The organism is Bradyrhizobium liaoningense (assembly GCF_018130785.1).
Lineage (GTDB): Bacteria > Pseudomonadota > Alphaproteobacteria > Rhizobiales > Xanthobacteraceae > Bradyrhizobium > Bradyrhizobium liaoningense_A.
Window position 1 is genome coordinate 1,113,271 of sequence record NZ_JAFCJT010000001.1, and the last position, 25,075, is coordinate 1,138,345.

The window sequence follows — 25,075 nt, forward strand, 5'->3', positions numbered from 1 at the left end:
CTCAGCGCTCCACCAGCGCGATGCGCGCATTGTACCAGTTCATGAAGAAGCTGATGCCGAGGCTGATGGTTAAAAACACCGCCATGATCAGCGCGATCGCCTCGATCGCCTGCCCGGTCTGATTCAGCGTGGTGTTGGCGATCGAGACTACGTCCTGATAGCCGATCGCGACTGCGAGCGACGAGTTCTTCGTTAAATTGAGATACTGGCTCGTCATCGGCGGCACGATGACGCGTAGCGCCTGCGGCAGGATGATCTGCCGCAGCATGAAGCTGCGGCGCAGGCCGAGCGCATTGGCGGCGTCCCACTGCCCGCGCGGCACCGACTGGATGCCACTGCGCACGATCTCGGCGATGAAGGCCGAGGTGTAGGTGACGAGTGCGATCAGCAGCGCGAAATATTCCGGCGCGAGCGTCAGCCCGCCGACGAAGTTGAAGCCGCGCAGCTCGGGCCATTCGATCTTCCAGGACACACCGAGCAGCACGGACACCAGCGCCGGCAGCGCGACAATCAGGCCAATCGCAAAGGGCCAGGCCGGCCGCGGTTTGCCGTCGCGCATCTGCTGCGCAATCAGCCAGCGCCGGATGAGATAGAATGCGACTAAGCCCAGCACGGCTGTGCCGAGCACCCAAAGCTGCGGCGAGCCGACCGGAATCGCCGGCAGGATCAGGCCGCGATTGGACAGAAACACGCCGTCGACCGGCCGCCACGCCGCACGCGCGGCCGGCAGTGCCTGCATCAGCACGTACCAGAACAGGAGCTGGAGGAGCAGCGGGATGTCGCGCAGCGTCTCGACATAGACGGCGGCGAGCCGCGACAACAGCCAGTTGGCGGACAATCGCGAGATCCCGACCAGCGTGCCCAGGATGGTTGCGAGCACGATGCCGATCACGGCGACGCGCAAGGTATTGGCGATGCCGACCACGAAGGCCCACAGGTACGTGTCTCTCGGATTGTAGGCGAGCAGGCTGTCGGCGATCGGCATGCCGGCTTCGCGGCCGAGGAAGGCGAAGCCGGTCGTGATGCGGCGGGCCGAGAGATTTGTGACGGTGTTGGACCAGAGGAAGGCGACAACCCCAAGCACGATCCCGACGACGAGCACCTGCCAGAAAAGGCCTTGCAGCTCGCGGCGCCCCCATGCGCCGAAGAAGCGACGGCGGGGCGGCGGTCTCGGACTGTCTGAAGTCACAGCACAAAAATCCTTCTCAAGAGCAACGATTTCCGGCGGCGCACGTCAACTGTTGCACCAATCTGAAAAGCGTGCAACAAATGTTTCATGGCCGAGCCCGCGAAATCCTCGCCCTTGAGCGAACTGCGCATTGCGTTGCCATCGCTCCCCCTGCGCTTGCAGGAGGTCGGCCGCTTCGTTGCCGCCAATGACTACGACGCCACCACCCGTTCGATGCGCGATCTGGCAGCCGAGGCCGGCGCCGACCCGGCCGCGTTCACGCGGCTTGCCAAGGCCATCGGCTATTCCGGCTGGGAGCAATTGCGCGCCGCACTCACCGAGGCGCGGCGGCCGTCGCAGATCTCACCTTTCTCCGGCCGCGCCAAAAGCCGCCGCCACGGCCCGAACGCCGATGTCGCGCTCGTCACCGACAAGCTCGAGGCCGAGGGCGCCGGCCTTCTGCGCATTCCGGCCCAGCCGATTGCGGAAGCGGCCCGCGCGCTGCACGACGCCAAGCGGATCTGGATTGCCGGTTACCGAAGCTGCCGGAGCGTCGCGGAGCTCTTGAACTACGAGCTCCGTCTGTTCCGACCCGAACAGGTGCAACTCGTCGGCGTGTCCGGCCCGGACGATCTCGATCTCGGTGCCTTCCGCCCCGGCGAAGCCGTCATCGTCATCGGCTTCCTGCCCTATACTCATGCGAGCGTCCGCGTTGCGCAGGCCGCCCATCGTGCCGGCGCAACGCTGATCGCGATCGCGGACAGCCTCACGGCGCCGATGGCCGAAGGGGCTGACCACGTGCTGCTGTTTGAGGCGGCCTCCTCCCCCGGCTTCTTCCCGAGCCTCACCGGCGCCATCGCGATTGCGCAATCGCTCGCGGCGGTAACATTCTCGCTCGGCGGGACCACCGCGAAGACACGCCTGGAAAATACCGAGGCGCGGCTCGCCGCGGCCTCCACTTACGTTTCAGAGAAAGGTTGACCCATGGCCGCTCGCACCAGCCGCGTGCTGCACCGCTCGTTGCGCGAAACGCCGCCCAAGGCGATCGGCGGCGAAGGCGTCTATCTCTTCGCCGAGGACGGGCGGCGCATCATCGACGCCTCCGGCGGCGCAGCCGTCTCCTGCCTCGGCCATCAGCATCCGCGCGTGATCGCGGCGCTGGCGAAGCAGGCGTCGACGCTGGCCTATGCGCACACCGCCTTCTTCTCCTCCGAGCCGGCCGAGGCGCTGGCCGAGACGCTGGTCGGGCACGAACCCGGCGGTCTCGCCTACGCCTATTTCGTCAGCGGCGGATCGGAGGCGATCGAAGCCAGCATCAAGCTCGCGCGGCAATATTTCATTGAGCGCGGCGAGCCGCAGCGGCAGCACTTCATAGCGCGGCGGCAGAGCTATCACGGCAACACGCTCGGCGCGCTCGCCGCCGGTGGCAATGCCTGGCGGCGCGCGCCCTATGCGCCCCTGCTATCTGGTGCCTTCAGCCATGTGACGCCGGCCTTTGCCTATCACGAGAAGCACGAGGGCGAGTCTGATGCGCAGTTCGTGGCGCGGCTCGCGGCCGAGTTGGAAGCCGAATTCCAACGGCTTGGCCCGGCTACCGTCGCGGCCTTCCTCGCCGAGCCCGTCGTCGGCGCCACCGCCGGCGCCGTGACCGCGCCGGACGGCTACTTCAAGGCCGTCCGCGACATCTGCGACCGGCACGGCGCGCTGCTCATTCTCGACGAGGTCATGTCCGGCATGGGCCGCACCGGCACAACGCACGCGTGGGAACAGGAAGGCATTGCTCCGGACATCCAGGCGATCGCAAAGGGACTCGGCGGCGGCTACCAGCCGATCGGCGCGATGCTCGCGAGCGGCAAGATCATCGACACAATCCGCGCCGGATCGGGCGCGTTCCAGCATGGCCACACTTATCTCGCGCATCCCCTCGCCTGCGCGGCCGCGCTCGCGGTGCAGGATGTGATCCGCGAAGACCGCCTGCTCGACCGCGTGAGGGAGCGCGGCAAGCAGCTCGAGCAGCGGCTGACTGAGCGCTTCGGCAATCACCGCCATATCGGCGACATCAGGGGACGCGGACTGTTCTGGGCGATCGAGCTCGTCGCCGATCGCGCCGGCCGCACCTCGTTCGATCCCTCGCTGAAGCTGAACCAGAAGATCAAGGCGGAAGCCTTCGCCAACGGGCTCGGCTGCTATCCCGGTGGAGGTACCGTGGACGGCGTCCGTGGCGACCATGTGCTGCTAGCACCGCCCTATATCGCTTCGACTGACGAGATCGACCAGATCGTCGACAAGCTCGGCACGGCCGTCGACAACGTGTTGCGTAGTGTCAATCACTGAGGGGAGAGTATCATGATGAGGAAAGTGGTTATCGCGGCGAGCGTGCTCGCGGCATCGACGGTTGTCGCGTCGGCGGCGACGCTCGACACGGTGAAGAGCCGCGGCACGCTGGTATGCGGCGTCAGCGCCGGCTTTGCCGGTTTCTCCGCGCCGGACTCGCAGGGCAATTACAAGGGTCTCGACGTCGACTATTGCCGTGCGCTCGCCGCCGGCGTGCTCGGCGATGCCAGCAAGGTGCGCTATGTCTCGCTGACCGCGCAGAACCGTTTCACGGCGCTTCAGTCCGGTGAAATCGACGTGCTCTACCGCAACTCGACGCAGACGTACTTGCGCGGCGTCACGCTGGGGCTCCGCCAAGGCCCGATCAACTTCTACGACGGCCAGGGCTTTGTCGTGAAGAAGGACCTCGGCGTGAAGGAGTTGAAGGACCTCAAGGGCGCCACGGTCTGCGTCGCGCAGGGCACCACGCATGAGGTCACGCTCGGCGATTACGGCCGTGCCAACGGCATCGACTGGAAGCCGCTGGTGTTCGACCGTGTCGACACCATGTACCAGACCTTCTTCGGCGGCCGCTGCGATGCCATGACCCAGGATGCCTCCGCGCTCGCCGGCGCGGTCACGACCGCCGCACCGAATCCGGCCGACTACGTCGTGCTGCCGCAGACCATCAGCAAGGAGCCGCTCGGGCCCTTCACCCGCAACGGCGACGAGGTCTGGAGCGACATCATCACCTGGCTGCATTACGGCCTGATCGAGGCCGAAGAGCTTGGCGTCACGCAAGGCAATGTCGACGAGATGGCGAAGTCGCAGACGCCCGCGATCCAGCGGCTGCTGGGTGCCTCGGGCGACCTCGGCTCGCGGCTCGGTCTCGACAACAAATGGCTCGTGACAGTGATCAAGGCCACCGGCAATTACGGCGAGATCTACGAGCGCAATGTCGGCAAGGCGAGCCCGCTCAAGCTCGACCGCGGCCTCAACGGCCTCTGGAGCAAGGGCGGCTTGATGTACGCGGTGCCGTTCAAGTAAATGACTCTCGTGTCCCGGACGCGCTGCAGCGTCCCCGGCGATGCGAAGCATCGTCCGGTGCGTTGCTGCGCAGAGCCGGGACCCAGCGGCCACAATGGGCCCCGGATGCAGCGCAATACTTCGCATTGCGCTGCATCCGGGGCACGAGACCTACAAGGTACTCACCTTCAATGACCACGCCTCCTCGCATCGCTCTCATCCACGCCCTCAAGCACTCCATCGCCCCGATCGAGGCGGCGTTCGCGAAGGCGTGGCCGGAGGCGACCCTGATGAACCTGCTCGATGACAGCCTGTCGGCGGATCTCGCGCGCGACGGGGAACTCAATGATGTCATGACCGAACGCTTCCTGGCCCTCGGCGATTATGCAGCAGCAACGGGGGCGAACGGAATCCTGTTCACCTGCTCGGCCTTCGGCCTCTGCATCGAGGCGGTGGCGCGGGCTCATGCGCCGATGCCGGTACTCAAGCCGAACGAGGCCATGATCGAGCGCGCGGTCACGATGGGCAAGCGGATCGGCCTACTCTCGACGTTCCCGCCGACGCTGGTGTCGATGCCGCCGGAATTTCCTGCCTCCGTCCAGGTCGTGCCGAAGCTTGCCGAAGGCGCGCTGGCAGCGCTCGATCGCGGCGACCGCGCCACGCATGACCGGCTGATTGTGGACGCATCAAGAGACCTGCGCGATTGCGACGTCATTGCGCTGGCCCAGTTCAGCATCGCAGCAACCGCGCCACTGGTCGCAGAAGCCACCGGCCGTCCGGTCGTGACGACCCCGGACAGCGCGGTCGAGAAGCTCATGAGATTGCTGAAGGCGAAAGCCTAAGCGCCGGTCTTTTTCCGACGCTGCGCGTCCTTGATCGCGACCGCGAGCGCGGCCTTCGTCTCGTTGACAAAATCCTCGACCAGTTCCTCGCGCGTGGCGTGCGCGGCCTCGCCGGTGAACAGGCCCTGTTCGGCCAGCATCACCACGCCGTGCAGCGCCGCCCAGATCTTCAGGGCTTGCCGCTCGCGCAAGAAGCCTACGGCTGGCGCTTCCAGCGCCTCGATCACGAGCGCAAACGTCTCGCGCGTGGCTTCGTGCAGCTCACTGCCCTTGTCCGCGCATGACACGGTGCGCGAGGCGAACATCAGGCGGTAGATGCCGCTGCGGCGCAGGCCGAAATCGAGCGTTGCTTGCGCCAGGCGCGACAGCTTTGATTGCTTCGACGGTTTTGCCATCGCTTCACGCAGAATCGCGCTGAGCTGCCGGAACGCCTCCGCCGTCACCGCCACAAGCAGGGCATCGCGATCGGCGAAATGCCGATACGGCGCCGGCTGTGAGACGCCAAGCTGCTTTGCCAGCGCCTTGATACTGATCGCCTCGGCCCCGCCCTGCTCCGCCTCGCGCAGAGCGGCCTTGATCAGGGCGTCACGGAGATCGCCATGGTGGTAGGTGTTCTCGGGCTTGCGAGCGAGTTGTGAACGCATGTTACGGCGAAGCCTATAAGTTTGCGCTTGACAGGGGAAGCCTGTCGCGAATGTAATAGTATATAACTTAAAAAGCGGCAAAGGCCGTAGACAACATCGACAAGAGGAACGCGCCGGCCTGCGGGCTCCGCGCAAATGACCGAGGAAGCCGCCATGACAGAGCGACTGAGGGTTCACGTCGACCCCGACAAATGCCAGGGCCACGCGCGCTGCAAGGCGCTGGCGCCGGAGCTGTTCGAGCTCGACGAATACGGCAACGCCCATGAAGCCGGCGACGGCGTCGTTCCCGAGGGCCTCGAAGACAAGGCCTGGCTTGCCAAATCCAATTGTCCGGAAATCGCGATCGATGTGATCGAGGAGTAGTGCGGCCTCTGCCGCCCCCGCGTGCTTTCAGCGAACACGAGCCCTGAGGGATTTCCTGCCATGTCCGACGTCAGCCAGCCCGCCGCCCATCCGCCTGTCACCGACTGGGTCAACGATTTCGACCACACCGACCCGCAATGGACGGACGATCCCTTCCCGATCTGGGAGGAACTGCGCGCCGCGAGCCCGGTGGTGCACACCGAACGTTTTCTCGGCTGCTACATGCCGACGACCTATGAGGCGGTGCGCGAGATCGCCAACGACACCGAGCATTTTTCCTCGCGCCGCATCATCGTCCGCGATGTCCGGCCCGAAGTCGCCCGGAACGCGGCCCCGCCGATCACGTCCGACCCGCCCGTGCACAAGCCGGCCAAGCAATTGTTGCTGCCGCCGTTCACGCCGGATGCGATGAAGAAGCTGGAACCGCGGATGCGTGCGATCTGCAACGAGCTGATCGACGGGTTCATCGCCGATGGCAAGGTCGACGCCGCAGCGCGCTACAGCAAATACATCCCGGTTCAGGCCATCGCCCACATGCTCGGCATACCCGAGAGCGACAGCGATCTGTTCATCAACTGGATCCACATGATCCTGGAGCTCGGCATCAAGGACGAAAGCAAGCTGCTCGAGGCCGTGCAGGAGATGAGCGCCTATTTCAGGACGCATATCGAGGAGCGCAGATCGAGGCCGACCGACGACCTGATCTCCTACCTGATGAATGCCAAGGACAAGGAAGGCCAGCCGCTGGAGGAGTCCCACGTGCTGGGTTCGCTGCGGCTGCTCCTGATTGCCGGCATCGACACCACCTGGAGTGCGATCGGTTCCTCGCTCTGGCATCTCGCCCGGACGCCGGCCGACCGTGAGCGCCTGATCGCCGAGCCCGGGCTGATCCCGATCGCCGTGGAGGAGCTGCTGCGTGCCTATTCGCCGGTGACCATGGCGCGCGAGGTGGTCAAGGAGACCACGATCTCGGGCTGTCCGGTCAAGGCGGGCAACATGGTGCTGCTATCCTTCCCGGCCGCCAACCGTGATCCCAAGATGTTTCCGGACGCTGACAAAGTCGTGATCGATCGCCGCGAGAACCGCCACGCCGCCTTCGGCCTCGGCATTCACCGCTGCGTGGGTTCCAACCTTGCGCGCATGGAGATGCAGGTTGCGCTGGAGGAATGGCTGAAGCGGATCCCGGACTTCGCCCTTGATCCGGCAGGCACGGTGACCTGGTCGCAGGGCACCGTGAGAGGCCCCCGCCAGTTGCCATTTCTGCTTGGAAAGGCGATGTAGGCCTCTCCAAACAGCAATACGGAGAAGCCGGACGTGACTGACCAAGCAATCCAACCGGCCTCCGACCACATTGACCTCGCCGACGCCGAGCGGCGGATCAAGGCGATCTTCATCGGCTCGATCGGCAATCTCGTCGAGTGGTACGACTTTTACGCCTATACGGCGTTCGCGCTCTATTTCGCCCCGGCCTTCTTCCCCGGCAACGACCCCGTCGTGCAGCAATTGAACGTCGCCGTGGTGTTCGCGGCGACCTTCCTGATGCGCCCCCTGGGCGGCTGGCTGTTCGGCTACATCGCCGACCATTTCGGCCGGCGCATCTCGCTGACCTTGTCGGTCGTCTTCATGTGCTTCGGCTCGCTGATCATCGCGCTGACGCCGACCTACGCAACCATCGGTTTCGCCGCACCGGTGATCCTGGCGCTGGCCCGCGTCATCGAAGGCCTGAGCCTCGGCGGCGAATATGGCGCCAGCGCCACTTACTTGAGCGAAGTCGCCGATCCCAAGCACCGCGGGTTTTATTCGAGCTTTCAATACGTCACGTTGATCGGTGGCCAGCTCACCGCGATCATCGTGCTGCTGCTCCTGCAAAAGGTCTTCCTCACCCCCGAGGAGCTGAAGGCCTGGGGCTGGCGCATCCCGTTCGCGATCGGCGCGGCGCTCGCGATCTTTGCCGCCGTGATGCGGCGCAATCTGCACGAGACTGAGGCGTTCGAGGAAGCCAAGAAGGTGGTGAAGCCGACCGGCTCGATCACCAATCTGCTGCGCTATCCCCGCGAGCTGCTTCTGGTGGTCGGCCTCACTGCCGGCGGCACTGCGGCGTTCTACACCTTCACCACCTACATGCAGACCTTCGTCAAGCTCTCCGTCGGCCTGACCGAGGATCAGACCACCTTCGTGATCTTCGGCACGCTGATCTTCGCGACCATCCTGCAGCCGATCTACGGCGCCATCTCGGACAGGATCGGGCGCAAGCCACTGCTGATCTTCTTCGGCGTCGCCGGCACGCTCGCGACCGTGCCGCTCCTGATGACGCTGAAGGAGACCAAGTCGCCTTTCATGGCCTTCATCTTGATCTGCGCCGCCTGGCTGTTCGTCGCCGGCTACACCTCGATCAACGCCGTGGTGAAGGCCGAGCTGTTCCCGACCAATGTCCGTGCCCTCGGCGTCGGCCTGCCCTATGCCATCACGGTCTCGATCTTCGGCGGTACGGCACCGGCGATCGCGCTCTATTTCAAGAGCATCGGGCATGAGGAGTGGTTCTACTACTATCTCGCAGGCGTCATCTGCCTGTCGCTGATCATCTATTCCACCATGCGCGACACCAAGCACGCCTCTGCGATGCATCGCCACGAGTAGCTCATCCACGAGTAACCTATGGCCGACGAGACGCCATCCGACAGCAAACTGACGCGCACCAAGGAGAAATGGGCGCGCGAAGGCCGCTTCCTCACGGGCCGCGTGACGCGACCGGAGGATCAGCGGCTGCCGCCGGGCCAGCATCTCACCAAGGACTGGCCGGTGCTCGATCTGGGAGTCGTGCCGCCGGTTTCGCGCGAGCGCTGGCGGCTCGACGTTTACGGTGCGATCGAGAATCCCGTGTTCTGGACCTTCGCCGAGTTCGCTGGGCAGAAGCAGGTACAGTTCACCTCCGACATTCACTGCGTGACGACCTGGTCGCGCTACGACAATCAGTGGGAAGGGCTCGCGACCCGTGAGCTGCTCGCGGCCTGCCGGCCGCGCGAGGATGCCCGCTTCGTCACGCTGCATTCCTATGACGGCTATACCACCAACCTCGCGCTGGAAGACTTTGCCGCCGAAGACGCGCTGCTCGCCCATAGCTGGTCGGGCCAGCCGCTGACCGAAGAGCACGGCGGCCCGGTGCGGCTGGTCGTGCCGCATCTGTATTTCTGGAAGAGCGCGAAGTGGCTTCAGGCCATCGAATTCCTGACCGAGGACGCGCCGGGCTTCTGGGAAGTCCGCGGCTATCACAACCGCGGAGATCCCTGGGCCGAGCAGCGTTATTCAGGCGATTAGGTTCAAGCAAGGACGGGGAGAAGCCCATGCCGACTGAACGCTTTCAATTTACCGGCGAAGGCGGCCATCAGCTAGCGGCCGCGCTGGAGCTGCCGGATGGCGAGCCCACGGCCTACGCGCTGTTCGCGCACTGCTTCACCTGCGGCAAGGACACGCTGGCAGCAAAACGCATCTCGGTCGCGCTCGCCGCCAAGGGCATCGCCGTGCTCCGCTTCGACTTCACCGGGCTCGGCTCCAGTGAGGGCGATTTTGCCAATTCGACGTTCTCCTCCAACGTCGCTGATCTCGTGCACGCCGCCGATCATCTCCGAAAGGTCCGCAAGGCTCCGTCGATCCTGATCGGCCACAGCCTCGGCGGTGCCGCGATCCTCGCCGCCGCCGGAAGGATTCCGGAAGCCAAGGCTGTCGCCACCATCGCGGCGCCGTCCGATCCCGCTCACGTCACCGGCCTGTTCCGCGAGCATCTCGACACCATCCGCGCGCAGGGCGAAGTCGAGGTCTCGCTGGCGGGGCGCCCATTCCGGATCAAGCGCGAATTCCTCGACGACATCGCCGAGCACGAACTGATGAAGGACATCACCGGCCTGCACAAGGCCCTGCTGGTGATGCAGTCACCTGTCGACGACACCGTCGGCATCGACAATGCAACCAAGATCTTCGTTTCGGCAAAACACCCCAAGAGCTTCGTCTCGCTTGATCATGCCGATCATCTGCTGACCAAGCCGGCCGACGCGCTCTACGCAGCGGACGTGATCGTCGCCTGGGCGAGCCGCTACATCGACGCGGCAAGGCCTGCGAAGGCCACGGACGTTGAGGCGGAGCCGCGCAGGGTCGTGGTGCAGGAGACCCGCAAGAGCAAATTCAACCAGCTCATCACCGTCGGCCCGCATCATCTGGTGGCGGACGAGCCGATTGCGGCCGGCGGCGAGGATGCCGGCCCCGGCCCCTATGACTTCCTGCTGGCCGGCCTCGGTGCCTGCACCTCCATGACCATGCGCCTCTATGCCGATCGCAAATCGCTGCCGCTCGACCGCGTCACGGTCACGCTGAAGCACTCCAAGATCTATGCCAAGGACTGCGCGGAGTGCGAGACGCGCGATGGCATGCTCGACCAGATCGAGCGCGACATCGCGATCGACGGCGCGCTCGATGCGGAGCAGCGCAAGAAGCTGATGGAGATCGCCGACAAGTGTCCGGTACACCGGACGCTGACCTCGGAGATTCGCATCGTAACCAAGGCCGTATCGTGAGCAAGGCCGTGGACTAGCGCGCCTGCATTAGAAACACGACGCCATCGTCCGCAACGCCGCGCTGATCTCGTTCTCGCGCCAGGCCGCGAAGCCGAGCAGCAGGCCATGGTCGCGTGGACGGCCGAGCGCCAGGCTGGATAAGGCCCGTGTTTCAACGCCTGCCTCGACCAGCCGTTTCACCGCCGCCTGATCGGCCCGGCCGCGCTTGAGGCGGGCGACGAGCTGGATGCCGCCCGAGGGCACTTCGGCAGAGAGAACTTCGCCCAGATGGCGCTCCAGTCCCGCCGCGAGATGATCGCGGCGCGCATGGTAGAGCCGGCGCATCCGGCGCAGATGCGCGAGAAAATGCCCGTCGGCGATGAACTCCGCCAGCGCTTCCTGGATATGGCTGGAGGCGATCAGCCCGATGTGCCGCTGGGCGATCTCCAGGGTGCCGACCAGCCCTGGTGGCGCGACGACATAGCCGAGCCGGATATCGGACGTCATCGCCTTCGAAAACGTTCCGACATAGAACACGCGGCCATGGGCGTCTAACCCCTGCAAGGCCGGCACCGGCCGGCTGTCATAGTGGAATTCGCCGTCGTAATCGTCTTCGACGATCCAGGTCTCGCCTGGCCTGCTGAGACCGAGAAATTCGGTGCGGCGCGCGAGCGACATCAGCCGCCCGGTCGGGTGCTGGTGCGATGGGGTCATGAAGATGAGCTTTGGCGCGGCCAGTCCCGGCATCCGCTGCATGCCCTGCTCATCCAGCTTCATGCCTGTCACGCGCGCGCCGGACGCGCGGAAAGCGGCCGCCGCGCCGGGATAGCCGGGGTCCTCGACCCACACGTCATCGCCGGGCGTAATGAGCGACGCGGCAATCAAGGTCAGCGCGGCCTGTGCGCTGGGCAGGATCAGGATCTGATCAGCCGTGGCGCGAACGCCTCTGCTGGTCGCAAGATAGTGCGCCAGCGCCTCGCAGAGGCGTGTGCGGTTGACCGGTCCGAGCTCACGTTTGGCCGCACGCACGGCGCTGCGGCGCAGGCAGCGGGCCCAGATCTCGTTCGGAAACTCTCTGAAATCACCATGGCCCGGACGCAACGGCTTCAGCGGTGCCTGATAGGACATCGGCCAGTCCGCCCGCTTGAGCTTTGAAGCCCACGGAGAGAGCCGCAACTTTGCGGAGCGCGCGCCGGATACGACCGCCCCCACCCCTCACCCTGCGCGCCGCCGTCGGCCGTGACCACCGGACGGCGGCCGCGCGAGGTCTCGAGATATCCCTCGGCGGCGAGCTGCTCGAACGCATAGGTGACGGTGTTGCGCGAGACGCCGAGATCGCTCGCGAGCCGGCGGCTCGACGGCAGCGCGCGGCCCTTGCCGAGGCGACCGGCCGCGATCAGGTTTCGCAGCTGCCCCGTCAGCTGCGCCGCCAGCCCTTCGTCGTCGACCCGCTTCAGGTCGATCAGGGCAGAGATCATGCTTTCCGAAACTGGCACCTTATTCCTTTTCAATCTGGCACTTTTTTAGGTGCCAACCGGAATGCTATCCACCGGGCTGGACTGCTTCAAGGATTTTGCGATGAACTCCCTCTCACCCCGCACGGCCGTCGGCCTGTTCCTCATCGTCGTGCTGGCCTGGGGCGTGAATTGGTCCGTCACGAAACAGCTCGTTCAGTTCCTTCCGCCACTGTGGACTTCAGCGATCCGGAGCTGGATAGCGCTGGCCGGATTGTTCGTGATCCTCGGGCTGAGCAACAATCTGGTGATCCCGGAGCGACGCGACATTCCCGTGATCCTGAGCGTCGCGCTGCTGCACATGACGATATTCTCTGTCCTGGTTGCGGCCGGTGTGCGCTTCCTGCCCGCGAGCAAGGCCATCGTGCTCGGCTACACCACGCCGCTCTGGGTCGCGATCGCCGCGCCCTTGCTGGGGAAGGATACGCTGACCGCGCCAAAACTCGCCGGCGCCCTGCTCGGGCTGATCGGCCTTGCCGTGATCATGAACCCGGCATCGATCGACTGGACCAATACCAACGTCGTGCTCGGCGCCGGCATGGTCATCCTGGCCGCGATCTCCTGGGCTGCAAACATCATCTACATCCGCGCGCATCGCTGGATTGCCTCCCCGCTTCAGCTGCTGATCTGGCAGGTGCTTGTGGCGACCATCGTGCTGACAGGGTCGGCGGCAATCACGGACGGACTGCCGCACGCGGAATGGTCCTGGAAGCTCGTGCTGCTGTTCCTGTATTCCGGCCTGATCGGGACCGCACTGGCCTATTGGGCAATGTCGATGGTCAACAAGAGCATCTCGGCTCTGACGACGTCGCTCGGCACCACTGGAACGCCGCTCGTCGGCATCGCCAGTGCGGCGATCCTGCTGGGCGAGCCGATCGACATGAGCCTGGCCGTCGCGGCCGCTCTGATCGTCACCGGCATTGGCCTTGCGACGCTGGGCGACCGGCTGCTGCGCGGTCAGGCCACCGCGAGCGGCTGAACCCGCAGTGCACCGCGCAGGCCCGCCGTCGTGCCGAGCAGGATGCCGGCGACCGCGACGAACGAGCCCAGCGCGAGCGTCGACACACCGGTGAGCCCCTGCCCGATCGAGCAGCCGAATGCCATCACGCCGCCGATCCCCATCAGCGCTGCACCACCGGCCGAGCGCAGCATGTGGCGCGGCGAGGAATAACCTTCGAGGTGAAACCGGCCTGTGGCGAGCGCGGTGACCAGGCTGCCGGCGAGGACGCCGGCAACGGTGGCGATGCCGAAGTTGAGCGTCAGCCCGGTCGAGAGCATGGCGAACTGCAGCGCGTCCGCGATCGGCGCGATGAAGGTGAGCGACGTCACCGGGACGGGATTGAAATCGTCGGCGCCGAGATAGCCGGTGACGAACCAGCCGCTGGCGACCAGGAGGCCGACGACGACACCGGCTGCAATCTGGCCGGGCGAACGCCGAAACGCCGGGTGTGCGAAAGCAAACAGGATCAGCGCAATGACCATTGCAGCAGCGGTCAGCGCGCGCGAGACCGCTTCACCGGGACCAAGCGTCGCCAACAGTGACGGCAGCGAATTGGCGTTGACGGTCGTTTGCGAGGCCTGAACCAGTGCAATACGGGCTGGCGCGATCAGGCCCTTGAGCGTCATCTGCGCGGCAATGGCGAGCACGATCACGACGACGAAGGAGCGGAGATTGCCGCGGCCGAGCAGCACCAGTGCTCGCGAGCCGCAGCCGTTCGACAGCACCATGCCGTAGCCGAACAACAGGCCGCCGAGGAACAGCACCGGCGTCGAAAAGGATTGTTGCAGATAGATCGACTTGCCGAGATCGACCATGTCTCGACCGGCAAGGAATTGGCTCGCAGCGATCGCAACCGCAATCGCCAGCGCGTAGGTCCGCACCAGCCGCCCGTCTCCCTCGGCCAGCCAGCCGCGCATGCTGCTCATCAGGCAGAACCCGCTGAGCAGGCCGACGGCACCGTAGACCAAGCCGATGATAAGGCCGGCGAGGATGACGAGTTGAGTGGACGAGTCCATGATCAAGGCTTCAGGATAACCCGATCGCGCGACGAGCCGGCGACCGCGACATAGGCCTCCTTGGCGCGCTCCAGCGGATAGACGGCATTCGCATTGATCGGGAATGGTTTCAGGTGCCCGCTCGCAAAACCCGGGCCGAGGTCACGCAGCACGGCGCCCGTCGCTGCCGAGGATAGGCCGAGCGTGTCGATACCGACATAGGTGTGCTGTCCGCGATAGAATTCGAGGATGTTGAACTGCACGATCCGGTCGATCGCGGCGATCAGGATCTGGCGGCCGCGTAATGCGAGGGACTTGTGCGCGGCCTGGAAATAGGGATCGCCGACCGTGTTGAAGACGATGTCGGCGCCCTTGCCGCCGGTCACTTCGCGCACGCGCGTGGCGACATCGGTTGCGGAGGCGTCGATGACCTCGATGGGCGCATTGGCATGGCCCTCATAGGCTTCCGCCTTGCGCACCACGCCGATGACGCGCGCCCCCTGCCAGGTTGCGATCTGGACCGCGGCCTGACCGACCTTGCCGTTGACGCCGAACACCAGCACGGTTTCGCCGGGCTTTGGAATGCCGGCGCGCCGAAAGCCTTCCATTGCGGTGACGAAGGGCACGCCGATGCCGGCGGCCTCCTCCCAGGACACCGTCTTCGGCTTCTCCACCACGGCGTCAGCTTCGACGACGACATGGCTGGCGTGGGTGCCGTCGCGGCGGATGCCGAGATCGCCGGAGGAGCCGAACACCTCGCGGCCGATCGTATCCGCCGGTCCGCCAATCACCACACCGGCATAATCGCGGCCGGACGTGCGGGGGAAGACGGCATAGGGCATCAGCCCGGTGGCGGCCTTGACGTCGGACGGGTTGACGGCCGCGGCCTTGATCTCGATCAGGAGATCATTGGGACCGCGCGCCAGCGTATGAGGCTCGACGCCAGGTGCGATCGCAGCGGCGCTCTCGGCTTTGGCGTTGAGGCGCACGCAGCGCGCTTCGACGGTTTTGGTATCGGCTGGCGACATCGAAAAGCCCACGATTTCTCGCGGGCCTTGTCGCCTTTGGGCGCGGCCAAGTCAATCCTTCGGCCGCTTGTCGTAGAGGCGCTTGGCCTTGCCGAGCGAGCGCTCCAGCGTGGCCGGCGCGACCACGCGCACCTGGGAGCTGATGCCGATAGTGTTCTTGATGTGGGTCGAGATGCGGTCGGCGTGATCGACGAGCCCCCGACCGTCCCAGTGTTCGGGCCGCGCCTCGGCAATAATGGTCAGTTCGTCCATGCGGCCTTCGCGTGTGAGTTCAAGAATGAAATGCCCGCCGCACCAGTCGGTCGCGAGCAGCACTTCCTCGATCTGGGTCGGGAACAGATTGACCCCGCGCAGGATGATCATGTCGTCCGAACGGCCGGTCACCTTCTCCATGCGCCGCATGCCCGGCCGCGCCGTGCCCGGCAGCAGCCGCGTCAGGTCGCGGGTGCGATAGCGGATCACCGGAAAACCTTCCTTGGTCAGCGAGGTGAAGACCAGTTCGCCCTTTGCGCCGTCCGGCAGCACCGCGCCGGTCTCTGGATCGATCACTTCAGGATAGAAATGGTCCTCCCAGATGTGCAGGCCGTCCTTGGTCTCGATGCATTCCTGCGCGACGCCGGGGCCGATCACCTCCGAGAGGCCATAGATGTCGGTCGCGTCCATGTCGAAGGCATCCTCGATCTCCCCGCGCATTGCATTGGTCCAGGGCTCGGCGCCGAAGATGCCGACCTTGAGCGAGCACTGGCGCGGGTCGAGCTTCTGGCGCTTGAACTCGTCGAGGATCGCCAGCATGTAGCTCGGCGTCACCGTGATGATGTCGGGCCGGAAATCATTGATGAGCTGTACCTGCCGCTCGGTCATGCCGCCGGAGATCGGCACCACGGTGCAACCAAGTTTCTCGGCACCGTAGTGCACGCCCAATCCGCCGGTAAACAGGCCATAGCCATAGGCGTTGTGGATGATCATGCCCGTGCGGCCGCCGGCGGCGCGAATCGAGCGTGCCATCACCTCCGACCAGGTATCGATATCGCGCTGGGTGTAGCCGACAACGATCGGCTTGCCTGTCGTGCCCGAGGAAGCATGCACGCGCACCAGCTTCTCGCGTGGCACCGCGAACATGTTGAACGGATAATTGTCGCGCAGATCCGTCTTCACCGTGAACGGGAATTTCGCGAGATCGGAGAGTTCGCGAAAGTCGGACGGATGCACGCCGGCCTTGTCGAAGGACTGGCGATAATGCGCGACGTTGTCGTAGGCGTGCTTCAGCGACCAGGCCAGCCGCTGCTTTTGCAGCGCCATGATCTCGTCACGTGACGCGCGCTCATGCGCGTCCATCTCGGCACTATAGGCGTTGCCACCTTCCTTGAGCCTCGTCAGAGCCATCCTCGTTTCCCCACATTGGTTGGTTCTTTTTATTGATCTTGTTATTGATCTTGCGTCGGCAGCCACGTGCCGGGAATGACACGCGAATGCCCACGGAATTCCGCGATGACGGTGTCACTCACTGTCACGCGCACGTCGTAGATGCCTGAGCGTCCGCCACGGCTGACCTCGCGTGCTTTTGCAACGAGGCGGTCACCAAGCTTGCCCGGCTTGATGAAGGTGATCTGGCCCTGCGCCGCCACGACACGTTCATTGTGCGAATTGCAAGCAAAGGCGAAGGCGGAATCGGCGAGCGTGAAGATGAAGCCGCCATGGGCGATGCGCTGGCCGTTGACCATGTCCGGCCGCACATTCATCGCCAGCGTCGCGAAGCCCGGACCGATCTCGACGATCTCCATGCCGAGCCCCTTGGAGGCATCGTCCTCCGCCCACATGGCGTCGGCGCAGGCGCGGGCAATATCCTCGGGCGAAAGGTTGGCTTTGACGTTCACGCGCTTCTCCCGGCCAAATGCCTGGCCATAATGCTCTGCTGCCCGGCCATAACTGTCAAACGTGATCGTAATCGACCACGACTCGTTCCGACGATGGCTTCGCCTGGCAGGTCAGGACGAAGCCGGCCTTCAACTCCCAGGGCTCCAGCGAATAGTTGATGTCCATCGGCGCCTCACCCTCGACCAGCTTGGCGCGGCAGGTCGAGCACATGCCGCCCTTGCAGGCGAAAGGCAGATCGACGCCGGCGCGCAGCGCGGCATCGAGGATCGCCTCGTCCTCGGCAACCGGCACGTCACGACGCTTGCCGTCGATGATCAGCGAGGCCATCGCCTTCGGAGGCGCGTCGGGCGCAACGATCTTCTTCGGTCGCGGCTTGCCGCCGAATTCGGAGACGAAGCGCTCCACGTGGATGCGCTCCTCCGCGATGCCGAGATCCCTGCAAGTCGCCTCGATCTCCTCGCTCATGCCAAGGGGACCACAGATAAAGATATGATCGACACTCGCGGCCGGTACCAGGGAGCGCAGCAGCACCCTCACCTTGTCGCCGTCGAGCCGGCCATGCAGGATCGGGATGTCCTGCTCCTCGCCGGAGATGACGTGGAAGATCGAAAGGCGATCGATGAAGCGATCCTTCAGCTCTTCGAGCGCCTCGAGGAACATGATGTTGTCGGTCGCGCGGTTGCCGTAGAACAGGAAGAAGCGGCTGTCCGGCTCGCGCGCGAGCACGCCCTTGACGATCGACAGGATCGGCGTGATGCCGGAGCCTGCGGCAAAGCCGACATGGATGCGTCCGCCATCTGCCGGCGGGATCACGCCGAAGCGTCCGGTCGGCGTCATGACGTCGAGCTCATCGCCGCATTTGAGTTCATCCGCCGCCCAGTTCGAAAATGCTCCGCCGTCGACCTTCTTCACGGCAATGCGGATTTCGCCATCGTCAGGACCCGAGCAGATCGAATAGGAGCGCCGGACTTCTTCGCCATCCAGCATGGTGCGGAGCGTGAGGTACTGGCCGGGCGCGAAAGCGTAATCGCCCGCGAGTTCGCCGGGAACCGCAAAGGTCAACGACACGGCGTCGGCCGCCTCGCGGCGGAGGTCGCTAACGGCCAGGCGATGGAAGCGCGGTGCGGCTGCTGACATGGTCAATGACACTTGAAATAATCGAAGGGTTCGCGGCAGGCCTTGCAGCGCCAGAGCGCCTTGCAGGAGGTCGAGCCGAATTCGGACAGCAACTCGGTATTGTCGGAGCGGCATTGCGGGCATGCGACCGCCTGCTCACCGAACAGCGCACGGCGCGAGCTCGAGGCTTGCGGCGGCGCAATGCCGTAGGCGCGCAGCTTCCGGCGCCCCTCTTCGCTCATCCAGTCGGTGGTCCACGCCGGCGACAGCACCGTGCGGACCTTCGGACGATGAAAGCCAGCGCGCTCCAACGCGACCTCGATTTCGAACGCAATCATGTTCATGGCCGGGCAGCCTGAGTAAGTCGGGGTGATCGCGACCTCGACATGATCGCCGTCGAGAACGACATCGCGAAGCACGCCGAGATCAGCGATGGTCAGCACTGGAATCTCGGGATCAACCACGTTCGCGGCGGCGTCCCATGCGCGCCGGCGCAACTCACTGTCGCGGTCGAGCACCGTCACCATGTCTGCCCCGGGAACGTGCGCTGCATCGATTGCAGTTCGGACAGGAGATGGCCGAGATGCTCGCTGTGCCGGCCGGAACGGCCGCCCTGCTGCATCCAGTCGTTCTGCGGCAGCGCCAGCGTCGCTTCGCTGACGACATCGGAGAGCGTCGTCAGCCAGCGGCCGCACAAGGTCCCGGGATCGATGGCGATGCCGGCATGGATCAGGGCGCGTTCGCCGTCATCAACGGCAAACATCTCGCCGGTGAAGGCCCAGAGGTGATCGATCGCGGCTTGCGCGCGAGCGTGGCTTTCGTCCGTGCCGTCGCCGAGCCGAATGATCCATTCCGAGGCGTGGCGCAGATGATAGGCGCTCTCCTTCTCCGACTTGGCGGCAATCGCCGCGAGGGTCGCATCACGCGAGGCCATCATCGCCCGCCAGTAGAGGTCGGCGAAGGCCGAATAGAAGAACTGCCGCACCAGGGTCTGGGCAAAGTCGCCATTCGGCTGCTCGACCAGCAACAGGTTGCGGTACTGCCTGACATCGCGCAGGTACGCGAGCTTGTCCTCGTCGTTGTCCTTGCCTTCGGCCTTGGCGGCGTAAGTGTAGAGCTCGCGCGCCTGGCCGATGAGATCGAGCGCGATATTGGAGAGCGCCATATCCTCTTCCAGCATCGGCGCATGTCCGCACCATTCCGACAGCCGATGGCCCAGGATCAGCGCGTCGTCGGCGCGGCGCAGCGCGTAGAGCACCAGCGGCGTTTCAGAGACCTGGATGTTGGCCACAAGCATCACATGTGCCCCACTTCCTCTGGCACCTCATAGAAGGTCGGATGCCGGTAGATTTTCGATTCCGCCGGCTCGAACATCATGCCCTTCTCGGCGGGATCGCTCGCGGTGATCGCGGTGGACGGGACGACCCAGATCGACAAACCCTCGCCGCGCCGCGTGTAGATGTCGCGCGCGGCCTGCAAGGCCATGGTGGCGTCGCTCGCATGCAGCGAGCCGACATGCTTGTGCGCGAGCCCGTTGCGGCTGCGAATGAAGACTTCCCACAGCGGCGTGTTCGGCGTGGCCATCGTGATCTCCTTATTCCGCGGCTTGCGCGGTCTGGCGTTGCGCGCGCTTCGCCGCATAGCGAGCTGCCGCCTCGCGCACCCAGGCGCCCTCGTCGTGCGACTTGCGGCGCGCGGCGAGCCGATCGCGGTTGCACGGTCCGTTGCCGGCGAGCACCTGCTTGAACTCGGTCCAGTCGATGTCGCTGTAGCGCCAGTGCCCTTCAGGGTCCTGCGTCATGCCGGGATCGGGGATGGTGAGGCCGAGATATTGCGCCTGCGGCACGGTGGCATCGACGAACTTCTGGCGCAGCTCGTCATTGGAGAAGCGCTTGATCTTCCACTTGGTCGAGGTGTCGCTGTGCTGGCTCGTGGCATCGGGCGGGCCGAACATCATCAGCACCGGCCACCACCACCTGTTCAGCGCATCCTGCGCCATCGCCTTCTGCTCATCCGAGCCGCGGCACAGCGTCAGCATGATCTCGTAACCCTGGCGCTGATGGAAGGACTCCTCCTTGCAGACGCGGATCATCGCGCGCGCATAGGGACCATAGGAGCAGCGGCACAGCGGGATCTGGTTCATGATCGCGGCACCGTCGACCAGCCAGCCGATGGTGCCGATGTCGGCCCAGGTCAGCGTCGGATAGTTGAAGATCGAGGAATATTTGGCCTTGCCGGCGAGCATGGCGTCGACCAGCTCTTCGCGCGAGGTGCCGAGCGTCTCGGCGGCGGCATAGAGGTAGAGCCCGTGGCCGCATTCGTCCTGCACCTTGGCCAGCAGCGCCGCCTTGCGGCGCAAGGTCGGCGCGCGCGTGATCCAGTTGCCCTCAGGCAGCATGCCGACGATTTCGGAATGGGCGTGCTGGGATATCTGGCGGGTGAGCGTCTTGCGATAGGCCGCCGGCATCCAGTCGTTCGGCTCGATGCGCTCCTCGGCGTCGATGCGGGCCTGGAACTGCGCAGCCCTGGCCGCGTCCTCGAGGCCGCGATCGTCGGTCTCGGCCGTATTCAGCGCCTGGGTATACATGCGCATCCTCCCGTTTTATTGGGAGGCAATATATAACAAAAATTACTTCATGCAAGATATTTCTGTAACATATAAATCAGGCCTCGAACCTCCTTTCCAGAAGCTTCCGCGCTGGCGGCAGCGGCCCCTTTTCATTGGTTCCATGGCCATCAAGCCATTGTTCCGACGGAGCAAGCAGCGCGCGATAGATCTCGCCGCAGAGTTCGCGGGCCGCCCGGCCCGGCCAGTCCGCCGGCAGCAGGCTTTCGGGCAGCAAGGGATCGCGCAACACGACGCGGCGGTAATAGTGGATCAGCAGGATCCGCGCGGTGAAGGCGTCGGCCTCGGACAAATCGGTGCCGCGCGCGATCGCGGCGCGCAGCGGCTCGAACGTCTTCATGAATTTCAGATAGGCGTCGGCGGTACGGTCCAGCGGCCAGCTCGCGCTGAGCAGGCGACGACCGCTGTCATCCTCGGCCGAGACCTCGAGGCGGATCGCGCCCGCGGCCTCGTCCGGCACCGGCACGCCCGACGGCGCAATCCACACGCCCGGCAGCGGACTGCCGAAGCCGGCGTTGCGGAGCGCTTCGCGCGAGACGTCGCGGTCCTCGCCATTGCCGATCAGAAGCAGCTCGAAGCGACCGGTCCAGTCGGACGGCGGCGGATCGTAGATGTGGCGGGTCGCGGCCTCGAAAGTCTGATTTCCTTTGTCGGCCAGGCGATAAAAACTGTTGCGGCCGACCTTTTCACGCGTCAGCCAGCCATCGGCGGCAAGCCGCGACATCGCGGTACGCACCACGCCGCTGTCGATATCAAGGCTTTCGAAGAATTCCAGCAGCGTGCCGAGCCACACCGAGCCGCCACGCGGCACGATGGCGTCGCCGAACACGGTGATGACGATGGAGCCGGTGCGCGATGGCTCGCGCTTGAGCTGATCGGTGATGCGGGACAATGGATACGCCATGCGCGAGGCATAGCGCGTTTGATGCGGGCACGACAATGGACGGGAGCGACAATGGAGGCGAGCCGGGCTCGATCCTCCGGGACGGCGCTTCGCGCCTCCTCAAGATGAGGTCTCATCGCTTTCGCGCGGCCTCCTTACTCCCTGCCCTCATGGTAAGGAGCGCGGCACAGCCGCGCGTCTCGAACCATGCAGGCCCGCTACCGATGCGGATCGGGATAGACCATGCTGCGCCAGCCGCTGCGGTCGAACGGCCGCCACTGGCCTTCCTTCTGCGCGAGGCGGTCGGCGACTGCGTAGACGGCGGCGGGATGATGGCCCATGCCGCAATGGCTGCTCTCGACCTCGATGCTCTCGGTCTCGGCGCCCGACTTCTCCATGCAGCCCTGCCAGGCGCAGACGCCGTCGGTGCGGCTGAAGATGGCCGTGGTCGGCACCGGCGGCGCGACGGCGAGCTCACCTCCGAACTGCGGATCGACCTCGTCGGACTTCCGCCCGCTCGCCCACTCATACACACGCCAGGCATTGGTCGAACGGGGATCGCCCGCGAAGGGGCTGCCGAGCGTAACCACCTGCCGCACGCGCTCGGGCATCATCTTGGCGAGCTGGCGCGCATAGATGCCGCCGAGGCTCCAGCCGACCAGGCTGATCTTGCGGCCGTGCTTGTCGCTGAGCTCCTCCACCAGATCGACCATTGCATGCTGGACGCCCTCGCGCAGGCCGTAGTTGCGGCCCTGGCGCCAGCCGCTCACCGCATAACCCTTGCTGGTCAGAAACGTGCGCAGCGCGCGCGTCGACGCGTCGGAGGCCACGAGGCCTGGCAACACCAGCACCGGATGCCCATCGCCGCGGGGCGCAAGGCTCAGCAGCGGCAGCGCGCCGAGGAATGCGCCGAACTCGTGGATCGCACGCCCTTCCAGGAACATCAGGGTACGGGACGGCGGACGCAGCGTCTGGGCAGTAGCAGTCATCAATGGTCCCCTGGGCAGAGTTGCTGAAAAGGCTACCGGTTGCGATGCCGGCAAATGGGTGCGAATTCCAACAGTCCGGCTTCTTGAACGTTCCGCAACGCAGCATGAATCAGCTAGGCGGCCGGTTCCCGACATTCAAGCGGGTCAAGCCCGAGGCGACAATAGGCCCGCGCGTGAATGCCAGCGTCCGTGACGCAAAAGTCACAACCATCGAAGCAGGAATTCTACGGAGTAGAGCGCAAGACCTGCGAGCCCGCCGATCAGCGAACCGTTGAAGCGGATGTATTGCAGGTCGCGGCCGATGTTGATTTCAATCAGCGAAATCAGCTGCGCCATATCCCACGCCTTGACCTGGTCGGAAATGAAGGTCGAGACGCCGCTTTTCTGATCCGCAACGAAGCTGCGCAGCACCGCCACCAGACCCCTGTTGATCTCGCCGCGCAGCTCGGCATCGCCGGCGAGCGCCTCGCCCGCGGCGACGAACATGCCGGCGAGATGATGCTGCAGCACCTGCGTCTCGCCGCTCGCGCTGCGCTCGATGAAGGAGCGCGTGTTGGCCCAGACGGTGCGGGCGAGGTCGGCAAGCTCGGGCCGGGCGAGCAGATCGCGCTTCAATCCGTCGATACGATCGATATAGGCCCGATCGGTGCCGAGCCGGTCGACGAAGCTCAGCACCATGCGATCGAATTCGCCGCGAAACGGATGTTTGGGATCGCTGCGCACCTCATTGAAGAAAGCAGTGGCGGACGCCACGATCTTGTTCACCAGAAACTTGTCGGCGCGATAGAGCCTGAGCAGGGTCGGCAACTCCGCGCGCACCTTCTCGCGGATCATCGCCATCGTCTCGGTCTGGTTCAACGTCTCGTGCATCACGCGCAGGAGATCGTCGAACAGGATCTGGTGCCGTCCCTCTGCCACGAAGCCGCGCAGCGTGCCGGCCGCGAGCGGCGCGAGATCGATCGCCTGGAGCTGTGAGGACATGCGGCGGATGATGAAGGTCATCAGACCCGAGCTTTCCGTTGCGGAGACGGCCTCCGGCAACAGGCGCAGCGCGAAGCGCGCGAGATCATCGCTGCGCTTGCGGTCGCGCAGCCAGTCGGCGACGAAGGAGCCGAAATCGATCTCCCTCAGCTTGGCCTCGACCGGGCCGGCCTCGAGGAAGTGCACCTGGATGAACTCGCCGAGCTTGTCGGCGATGCGGGCCTGGTTGCTCTGGATGATCGCGGTGTGCGGGATCGGCAGGCCGAGCGGCCGCTTGAACAGCGCGACCACCGCGTACCAGTCGGCGAGCCCCCCGATGGTCGCGGCTTCCGCGAAGGCCGCGACGAAGCCGAACACGGGATGCACAGGCACAAGCCATTTCGCCACGGCGAACAGGACAAGCGTCGAGGCCAGCACCAGCGTCGCCAGCGCTTTCACGCGACGCAACTCGGCCGCGCGTTCGGCGTCACCGGGGGTGTCGAAGGAGAAAGTGGCGGGTGGGGTCATCACTGCATCACCCTACTCGTCATTGCGAGCGAAGCGAAGCAATCCAGAGTCTTTCCACGTCGACGGACTGTATGCTTGGCTTCGCTCGAAATGACGGCAGCGCAAAAACAAAGGCCCGCCGAAGCGGGCCTCAAATTTCAGTTTGTACTCAGGGTGCCGTATCAAGCGGTCTTGGTGTAGACCTTGGCAAAGTTGTCCTGAGCGGACTTCGCACCATTGGCAGCGAGCTTGCCGACATAGTCGGCGGTCGCCTTGGCGCGCGAGACGAAGACTTCGCCGCGGGCGCGGAGCAGGCTCGACTGGATCTCGACGGCTTCGCTGATCGACTTGGCGGACGCGAGCTTGTCGATGCCCGAGAAGAACGCCTCGGCGTCCTCGTAGATCGCCTGCTGGATGTTGCGGCTGATCTTGCCGGCTTCAGTGACGGACTCGGTCACCGCGTTCTCGACGGCGGCGGTCACGCGCTCGGAGCCAGCGAACACCTCGGCAGCACGGTCCTTGGCGGTGTTGGCAGACTTCTTGACGAACTCGCGGGCGGCCTCGGGAACTTCCAGGTTCTGGATGTTCTTGAACGCGTCCTTGAAGCCCTCGAAAGCGGTGTTGGTTTCGGTGGTCATTGGGGTCTCTCCATCCTCATTGGGTTGAGCTATGGGCTCACCCC

General features: G+C 65.0%; 25 protein-coding genes and 1 pseudogene. 10 read left to right on the forward strand and 16 right to left on the reverse strand.

The genetic code is table 11. The features are described 5' to 3' along the window. Nucleotide 1: 1 nt before the first annotated feature. Entirely contained in the window at nt 2-1,189 is a 1,188-nt protein-coding gene (locus tag JQ627_RS04880) for an amino acid ABC transporter permease (RefSeq protein ID WP_212482992.1), read from the reverse strand. Nucleotides 1,190-1,276: 87 nt separating this feature from the next. Between JQ627_RS04880 and JQ627_RS04885 the strand changes: the two genes are divergently transcribed. The 4 genes from JQ627_RS04885 to JQ627_RS04900 all read left to right on the forward strand — a co-directional run bounded on the left by JQ627_RS04885 (nt 1,277) and on the right by JQ627_RS04900 (nt 5,349). Beyond that, nucleotides 1,277-2,149 (forward strand): MurR/RpiR family transcriptional regulator, encoded by an 873-nt coding sequence (locus tag JQ627_RS04885; protein WP_212482993.1) that lies wholly within the window; start codon nt 1,277-1,279, stop codon nt 2,147-2,149. Between the two features lie 3 nt (nt 2,150-2,152). Beyond that, entirely contained in the window at nt 2,153-3,502 is a 1,350-nt protein-coding gene (locus JQ627_RS04890; RefSeq protein WP_212482994.1) for an aspartate aminotransferase family protein, read from the forward strand. A gap of 12 nt (nt 3,503-3,514) precedes the next feature. Further along, nucleotides 3,515-4,528 (forward strand): amino acid ABC transporter substrate-binding protein, encoded by a 1,014-nt coding sequence (locus tag JQ627_RS04895; protein ID WP_212482995.1) that lies wholly within the window; start codon nt 3,515-3,517, stop codon nt 4,526-4,528. A 170-nt stretch (nt 4,529-4,698) separates the two neighbouring features. Further along, complete coding sequence (locus JQ627_RS04900; RefSeq protein WP_212482996.1) at nt 4,699-5,349, forward strand: aspartate/glutamate racemase family protein; 651 nt, start codon at nt 4,699-4,701, stop codon at nt 5,347-5,349. Here JQ627_RS04900 and JQ627_RS04905 read toward each other — a convergent pair. Then, complete coding sequence (locus JQ627_RS04905; RefSeq protein ID WP_212482997.1) at nt 5,346-5,993, reverse strand: TetR/AcrR family transcriptional regulator; 648 nt, start codon at nt 5,991-5,993, stop codon at nt 5,346-5,348. The two genes, JQ627_RS04900 and JQ627_RS04905, sit on opposite strands and share 4 nt — an antisense overlap. 153 nt (nt 5,994-6,146) lie before the next feature. On the opposite strand from JQ627_RS04905, the gene JQ627_RS04910 reads away from it, so the two are divergent. The 5 genes from JQ627_RS04910 to JQ627_RS04930 are packed head-to-tail and all read left to right on the forward strand — an operon-like array spanning nt 6,147 to nt 10,921. Further along, complete coding sequence (locus tag JQ627_RS04910; protein ID WP_212482998.1) at nt 6,147-6,356, forward strand: ferredoxin; 210 nt, start codon at nt 6,147-6,149, stop codon at nt 6,354-6,356. Nucleotides 6,357-6,416: 60 nt separating this feature from the next. After that, nucleotides 6,417-7,637: a cytochrome P450 gene (locus tag JQ627_RS04915; protein WP_212482999.1), complete on the forward strand. Its 1,221-nt coding sequence runs from the start codon at nt 6,417-6,419 to the stop codon at nt 7,635-7,637. Nucleotides 7,638-7,670: 33 nt separating this feature from the next. Then, nucleotides 7,671-8,993, forward strand: coding sequence for an MFS transporter (locus JQ627_RS04920; protein WP_212483000.1), 1,323 nt, complete (start codon nt 7,671-7,673; stop codon nt 8,991-8,993). An 18-nt stretch (nt 8,994-9,011) separates the two neighbouring features. Continuing rightward, entirely contained in the window at nt 9,012-9,671 is a 660-nt protein-coding gene (locus JQ627_RS04925) for a sulfite oxidase-like oxidoreductase (protein ID WP_212483001.1), read from the forward strand. A gap of 26 nt (nt 9,672-9,697) precedes the next feature. Continuing rightward, the gene (locus tag JQ627_RS04930) at nt 9,698-10,921 is read left to right on the forward strand and encodes a bifunctional alpha/beta hydrolase/OsmC family protein (RefSeq protein ID WP_212483002.1); all 1,224 of its coding nucleotides are present in this window, start codon (nt 9,698-9,700) and stop codon (nt 10,919-10,921) included. A 27-nt stretch (nt 10,922-10,948) separates the two neighbouring features. Here JQ627_RS04930 and JQ627_RS04935 read toward each other — a convergent pair. After that, nucleotides 10,949-12,378 (reverse strand): annotated as a pseudogene (locus tag JQ627_RS04935) (PLP-dependent aminotransferase family protein). A 100-nt stretch (nt 12,379-12,478) separates the two neighbouring features. On the opposite strand from JQ627_RS04935, the gene JQ627_RS04940 reads away from it, so the two are divergent. Continuing rightward, entirely contained in the window at nt 12,479-13,393 is a 915-nt protein-coding gene (locus tag JQ627_RS04940) for a DMT family transporter (RefSeq protein ID WP_212483003.1), read from the forward strand. Here JQ627_RS04940 and JQ627_RS04945 read toward each other — a convergent pair. The 13 genes from JQ627_RS04945 to JQ627_RS05005 form a co-directional block, all read right to left on the reverse strand. After that, entirely contained in the window at nt 13,372-14,430 is a 1,059-nt protein-coding gene (locus JQ627_RS04945; protein ID WP_212483004.1) for a YeeE/YedE family protein, read from the reverse strand. The two genes, JQ627_RS04940 and JQ627_RS04945, sit on opposite strands and share 22 nt — an antisense overlap. Nucleotides 14,431-14,432: 2 nt before the next feature. Then, complete coding sequence (locus JQ627_RS04950; protein ID WP_212483005.1) at nt 14,433-15,437, reverse strand: zinc-binding alcohol dehydrogenase family protein; 1,005 nt, start codon at nt 15,435-15,437, stop codon at nt 14,433-14,435. Between the two features lie 51 nt (nt 15,438-15,488). Further along, nucleotides 15,489-16,820, reverse strand: a complete 1,332-nt coding sequence (gene paaK, locus JQ627_RS04955) for a phenylacetate--CoA ligase PaaK (protein WP_212483006.1) — start codon at nt 16,818-16,820, stop codon at nt 15,489-15,491. Nucleotides 16,821-16,861: 41 nt separating this feature from the next. Beyond that, on the reverse strand, nt 16,862-17,311 hold the full coding sequence (gene paaI / locus JQ627_RS04960; RefSeq protein WP_212483007.1) for a hydroxyphenylacetyl-CoA thioesterase PaaI: 450 nt from the start codon (nt 17,309-17,311) through the stop codon (nt 16,862-16,864). Between the two features lie 55 nt (nt 17,312-17,366). Continuing rightward, a complete protein-coding gene (paaE, locus tag JQ627_RS04965) occupies nt 17,367-18,449 on the reverse strand; it encodes a 1,2-phenylacetyl-CoA epoxidase subunit PaaE (RefSeq protein WP_212483008.1) in 1,083 nt (360 codons plus the stop codon). A gap of 2 nt (nt 18,450-18,451) precedes the next feature. Next, a complete protein-coding gene (gene paaD / locus JQ627_RS04970) occupies nt 18,452-18,955 on the reverse strand; it encodes a 1,2-phenylacetyl-CoA epoxidase subunit PaaD (RefSeq protein ID WP_212483009.1) in 504 nt (167 codons plus the stop codon). Continuing rightward, nucleotides 18,949-19,725 (reverse strand): 1,2-phenylacetyl-CoA epoxidase subunit PaaC, encoded by a 777-nt coding sequence (gene paaC, locus JQ627_RS04975; RefSeq protein WP_212483010.1) that lies wholly within the window; start codon nt 19,723-19,725, stop codon nt 18,949-18,951. The genes paaD and paaC overlap by 7 nt, the downstream gene beginning before the upstream one ends. Next, complete coding sequence (paaB, locus tag JQ627_RS04980; protein ID WP_008136594.1) at nt 19,725-20,012, reverse strand: 1,2-phenylacetyl-CoA epoxidase subunit PaaB; 288 nt, start codon at nt 20,010-20,012, stop codon at nt 19,725-19,727. Before paaB ends, paaC begins: the two co-directional genes overlap by 1 nt. A gap of 10 nt (nt 20,013-20,022) precedes the next feature. Beyond that, a complete protein-coding gene (gene paaA / locus JQ627_RS04985; protein WP_212483011.1) occupies nt 20,023-21,015 on the reverse strand; it encodes a 1,2-phenylacetyl-CoA epoxidase subunit PaaA in 993 nt (330 codons plus the stop codon). Nucleotides 21,016-21,091: 76 nt separating this feature from the next. Continuing rightward, nucleotides 21,092-21,958, reverse strand: coding sequence for a phenylacetic acid degradation operon negative regulatory protein PaaX (gene paaX / locus JQ627_RS04990; protein WP_212483012.1), 867 nt, complete (start codon nt 21,956-21,958; stop codon nt 21,092-21,094). Nucleotides 21,959-22,155: 197 nt separating this feature from the next. Further along, entirely contained in the window at nt 22,156-22,926 is a 771-nt protein-coding gene (locus JQ627_RS04995; protein WP_212483013.1) for an alpha/beta fold hydrolase, read from the reverse strand. A gap of 201 nt (nt 22,927-23,127) precedes the next feature. Beyond that, a complete protein-coding gene (locus JQ627_RS05000) occupies nt 23,128-24,414 on the reverse strand; it encodes a DUF445 domain-containing protein (RefSeq protein WP_212483014.1) in 1,287 nt (428 codons plus the stop codon). 161 nt (nt 24,415-24,575) lie between these two features. After that, entirely contained in the window at nt 24,576-25,031 is a 456-nt protein-coding gene (locus JQ627_RS05005; protein ID WP_071915875.1) for a phasin, read from the reverse strand. Between the last annotated feature and the right edge of the window lie 44 nt (nt 25,032-25,075).

Bases quoted from the DNA above. Each gene is read 5' to 3' on its own strand.
- JQ627_RS04895 (WP_212482995.1), top strand. From the start codon at position 3,515: ATGATGAGGAAAGTGGTTATCGCGGCGAGCGTGCTCGCGGCATCGACG.
- JQ627_RS04995 (WP_212483013.1), bottom strand. From the start codon at position 22,926: ATGACTGCTACTGCCCAGACGCTGCGTCCGCCGTCCCGTACCCTGATG.
- JQ627_RS04905 (WP_212482997.1), bottom strand. From the start codon at position 5,993: ATGCGTTCACAACTCGCTCGCAAGCCCGAGAACACCTACCACCATGGC.
- JQ627_RS04915 (WP_212482999.1), top strand. From the start codon at position 6,417: ATGTCCGACGTCAGCCAGCCCGCCGCCCATCCGCCTGTCACCGACTGG.
- JQ627_RS04925 (WP_212483001.1), top strand. From the start codon at position 9,012: ATGGCCGACGAGACGCCATCCGACAGCAAACTGACGCGCACCAAGGAG.
- paaB (WP_008136594.1), bottom strand. From the start codon at position 20,012: ATGGCCACGCCGAACACGCCGCTGTGGGAAGTCTTCATTCGCAGCCGC.
- paaK (WP_212483006.1), bottom strand. From the start codon at position 16,820: ATGGCTCTGACGAGGCTCAAGGAAGGTGGCAACGCCTATAGTGCCGAG.
- paaX (WP_212483012.1), bottom strand. From the start codon at position 21,958: ATGGCGTATCCATTGTCCCGCATCACCGATCAGCTCAAGCGCGAGCCA.
- paaE (WP_212483008.1), bottom strand. From the start codon at position 18,449: ATGTCAGCAGCCGCACCGCGCTTCCATCGCCTGGCCGTTAGCGACCTC.
- JQ627_RS04930 (WP_212483002.1), top strand. From the start codon at position 9,698: ATGCCGACTGAACGCTTTCAATTTACCGGCGAAGGCGGCCATCAGCTA.
- JQ627_RS04885 (WP_212482993.1), top strand. From the start codon at position 1,277: ATGGCCGAGCCCGCGAAATCCTCGCCCTTGAGCGAACTGCGCATTGCG.
- JQ627_RS04910 (WP_212482998.1), top strand. From the start codon at position 6,147: ATGACAGAGCGACTGAGGGTTCACGTCGACCCCGACAAATGCCAGGGC.
- JQ627_RS04890 (WP_212482994.1), top strand. From the start codon at position 2,153: ATGGCCGCTCGCACCAGCCGCGTGCTGCACCGCTCGTTGCGCGAAACG.
- JQ627_RS05005 (WP_071915875.1), bottom strand. From the start codon at position 25,031: ATGACCACCGAAACCAACACCGCTTTCGAGGGCTTCAAGGACGCGTTC.
- paaD (WP_212483009.1), bottom strand. From the start codon at position 18,955: ATGGTGACGGTGCTCGACCGCGACAGTGAGTTGCGCCGGCGCGCATGG.
- paaA (WP_212483011.1), bottom strand. From the start codon at position 21,015: ATGTATACCCAGGCGCTGAATACGGCCGAGACCGACGATCGCGGCCTC.
- JQ627_RS04940 (WP_212483003.1), top strand. From the start codon at position 12,479: ATGAACTCCCTCTCACCCCGCACGGCCGTCGGCCTGTTCCTCATCGTC.
- paaC (WP_212483010.1), bottom strand. From the start codon at position 19,725: ATGCTTGTGGCCAACATCCAGGTCTCTGAAACGCCGCTGGTGCTCTAC.
- JQ627_RS04945 (WP_212483004.1), bottom strand. From the start codon at position 14,430: ATGGACTCGTCCACTCAACTCGTCATCCTCGCCGGCCTTATCATCGGC.
- JQ627_RS04950 (WP_212483005.1), bottom strand. From the start codon at position 15,437: ATGTCGCCAGCCGATACCAAAACCGTCGAAGCGCGCTGCGTGCGCCTC.
- JQ627_RS05000 (WP_212483014.1), bottom strand. From the start codon at position 24,414: ATGACCCCACCCGCCACTTTCTCCTTCGACACCCCCGGTGACGCCGAA.
- JQ627_RS04900 (WP_212482996.1), top strand. From the start codon at position 4,699: ATGACCACGCCTCCTCGCATCGCTCTCATCCACGCCCTCAAGCACTCC.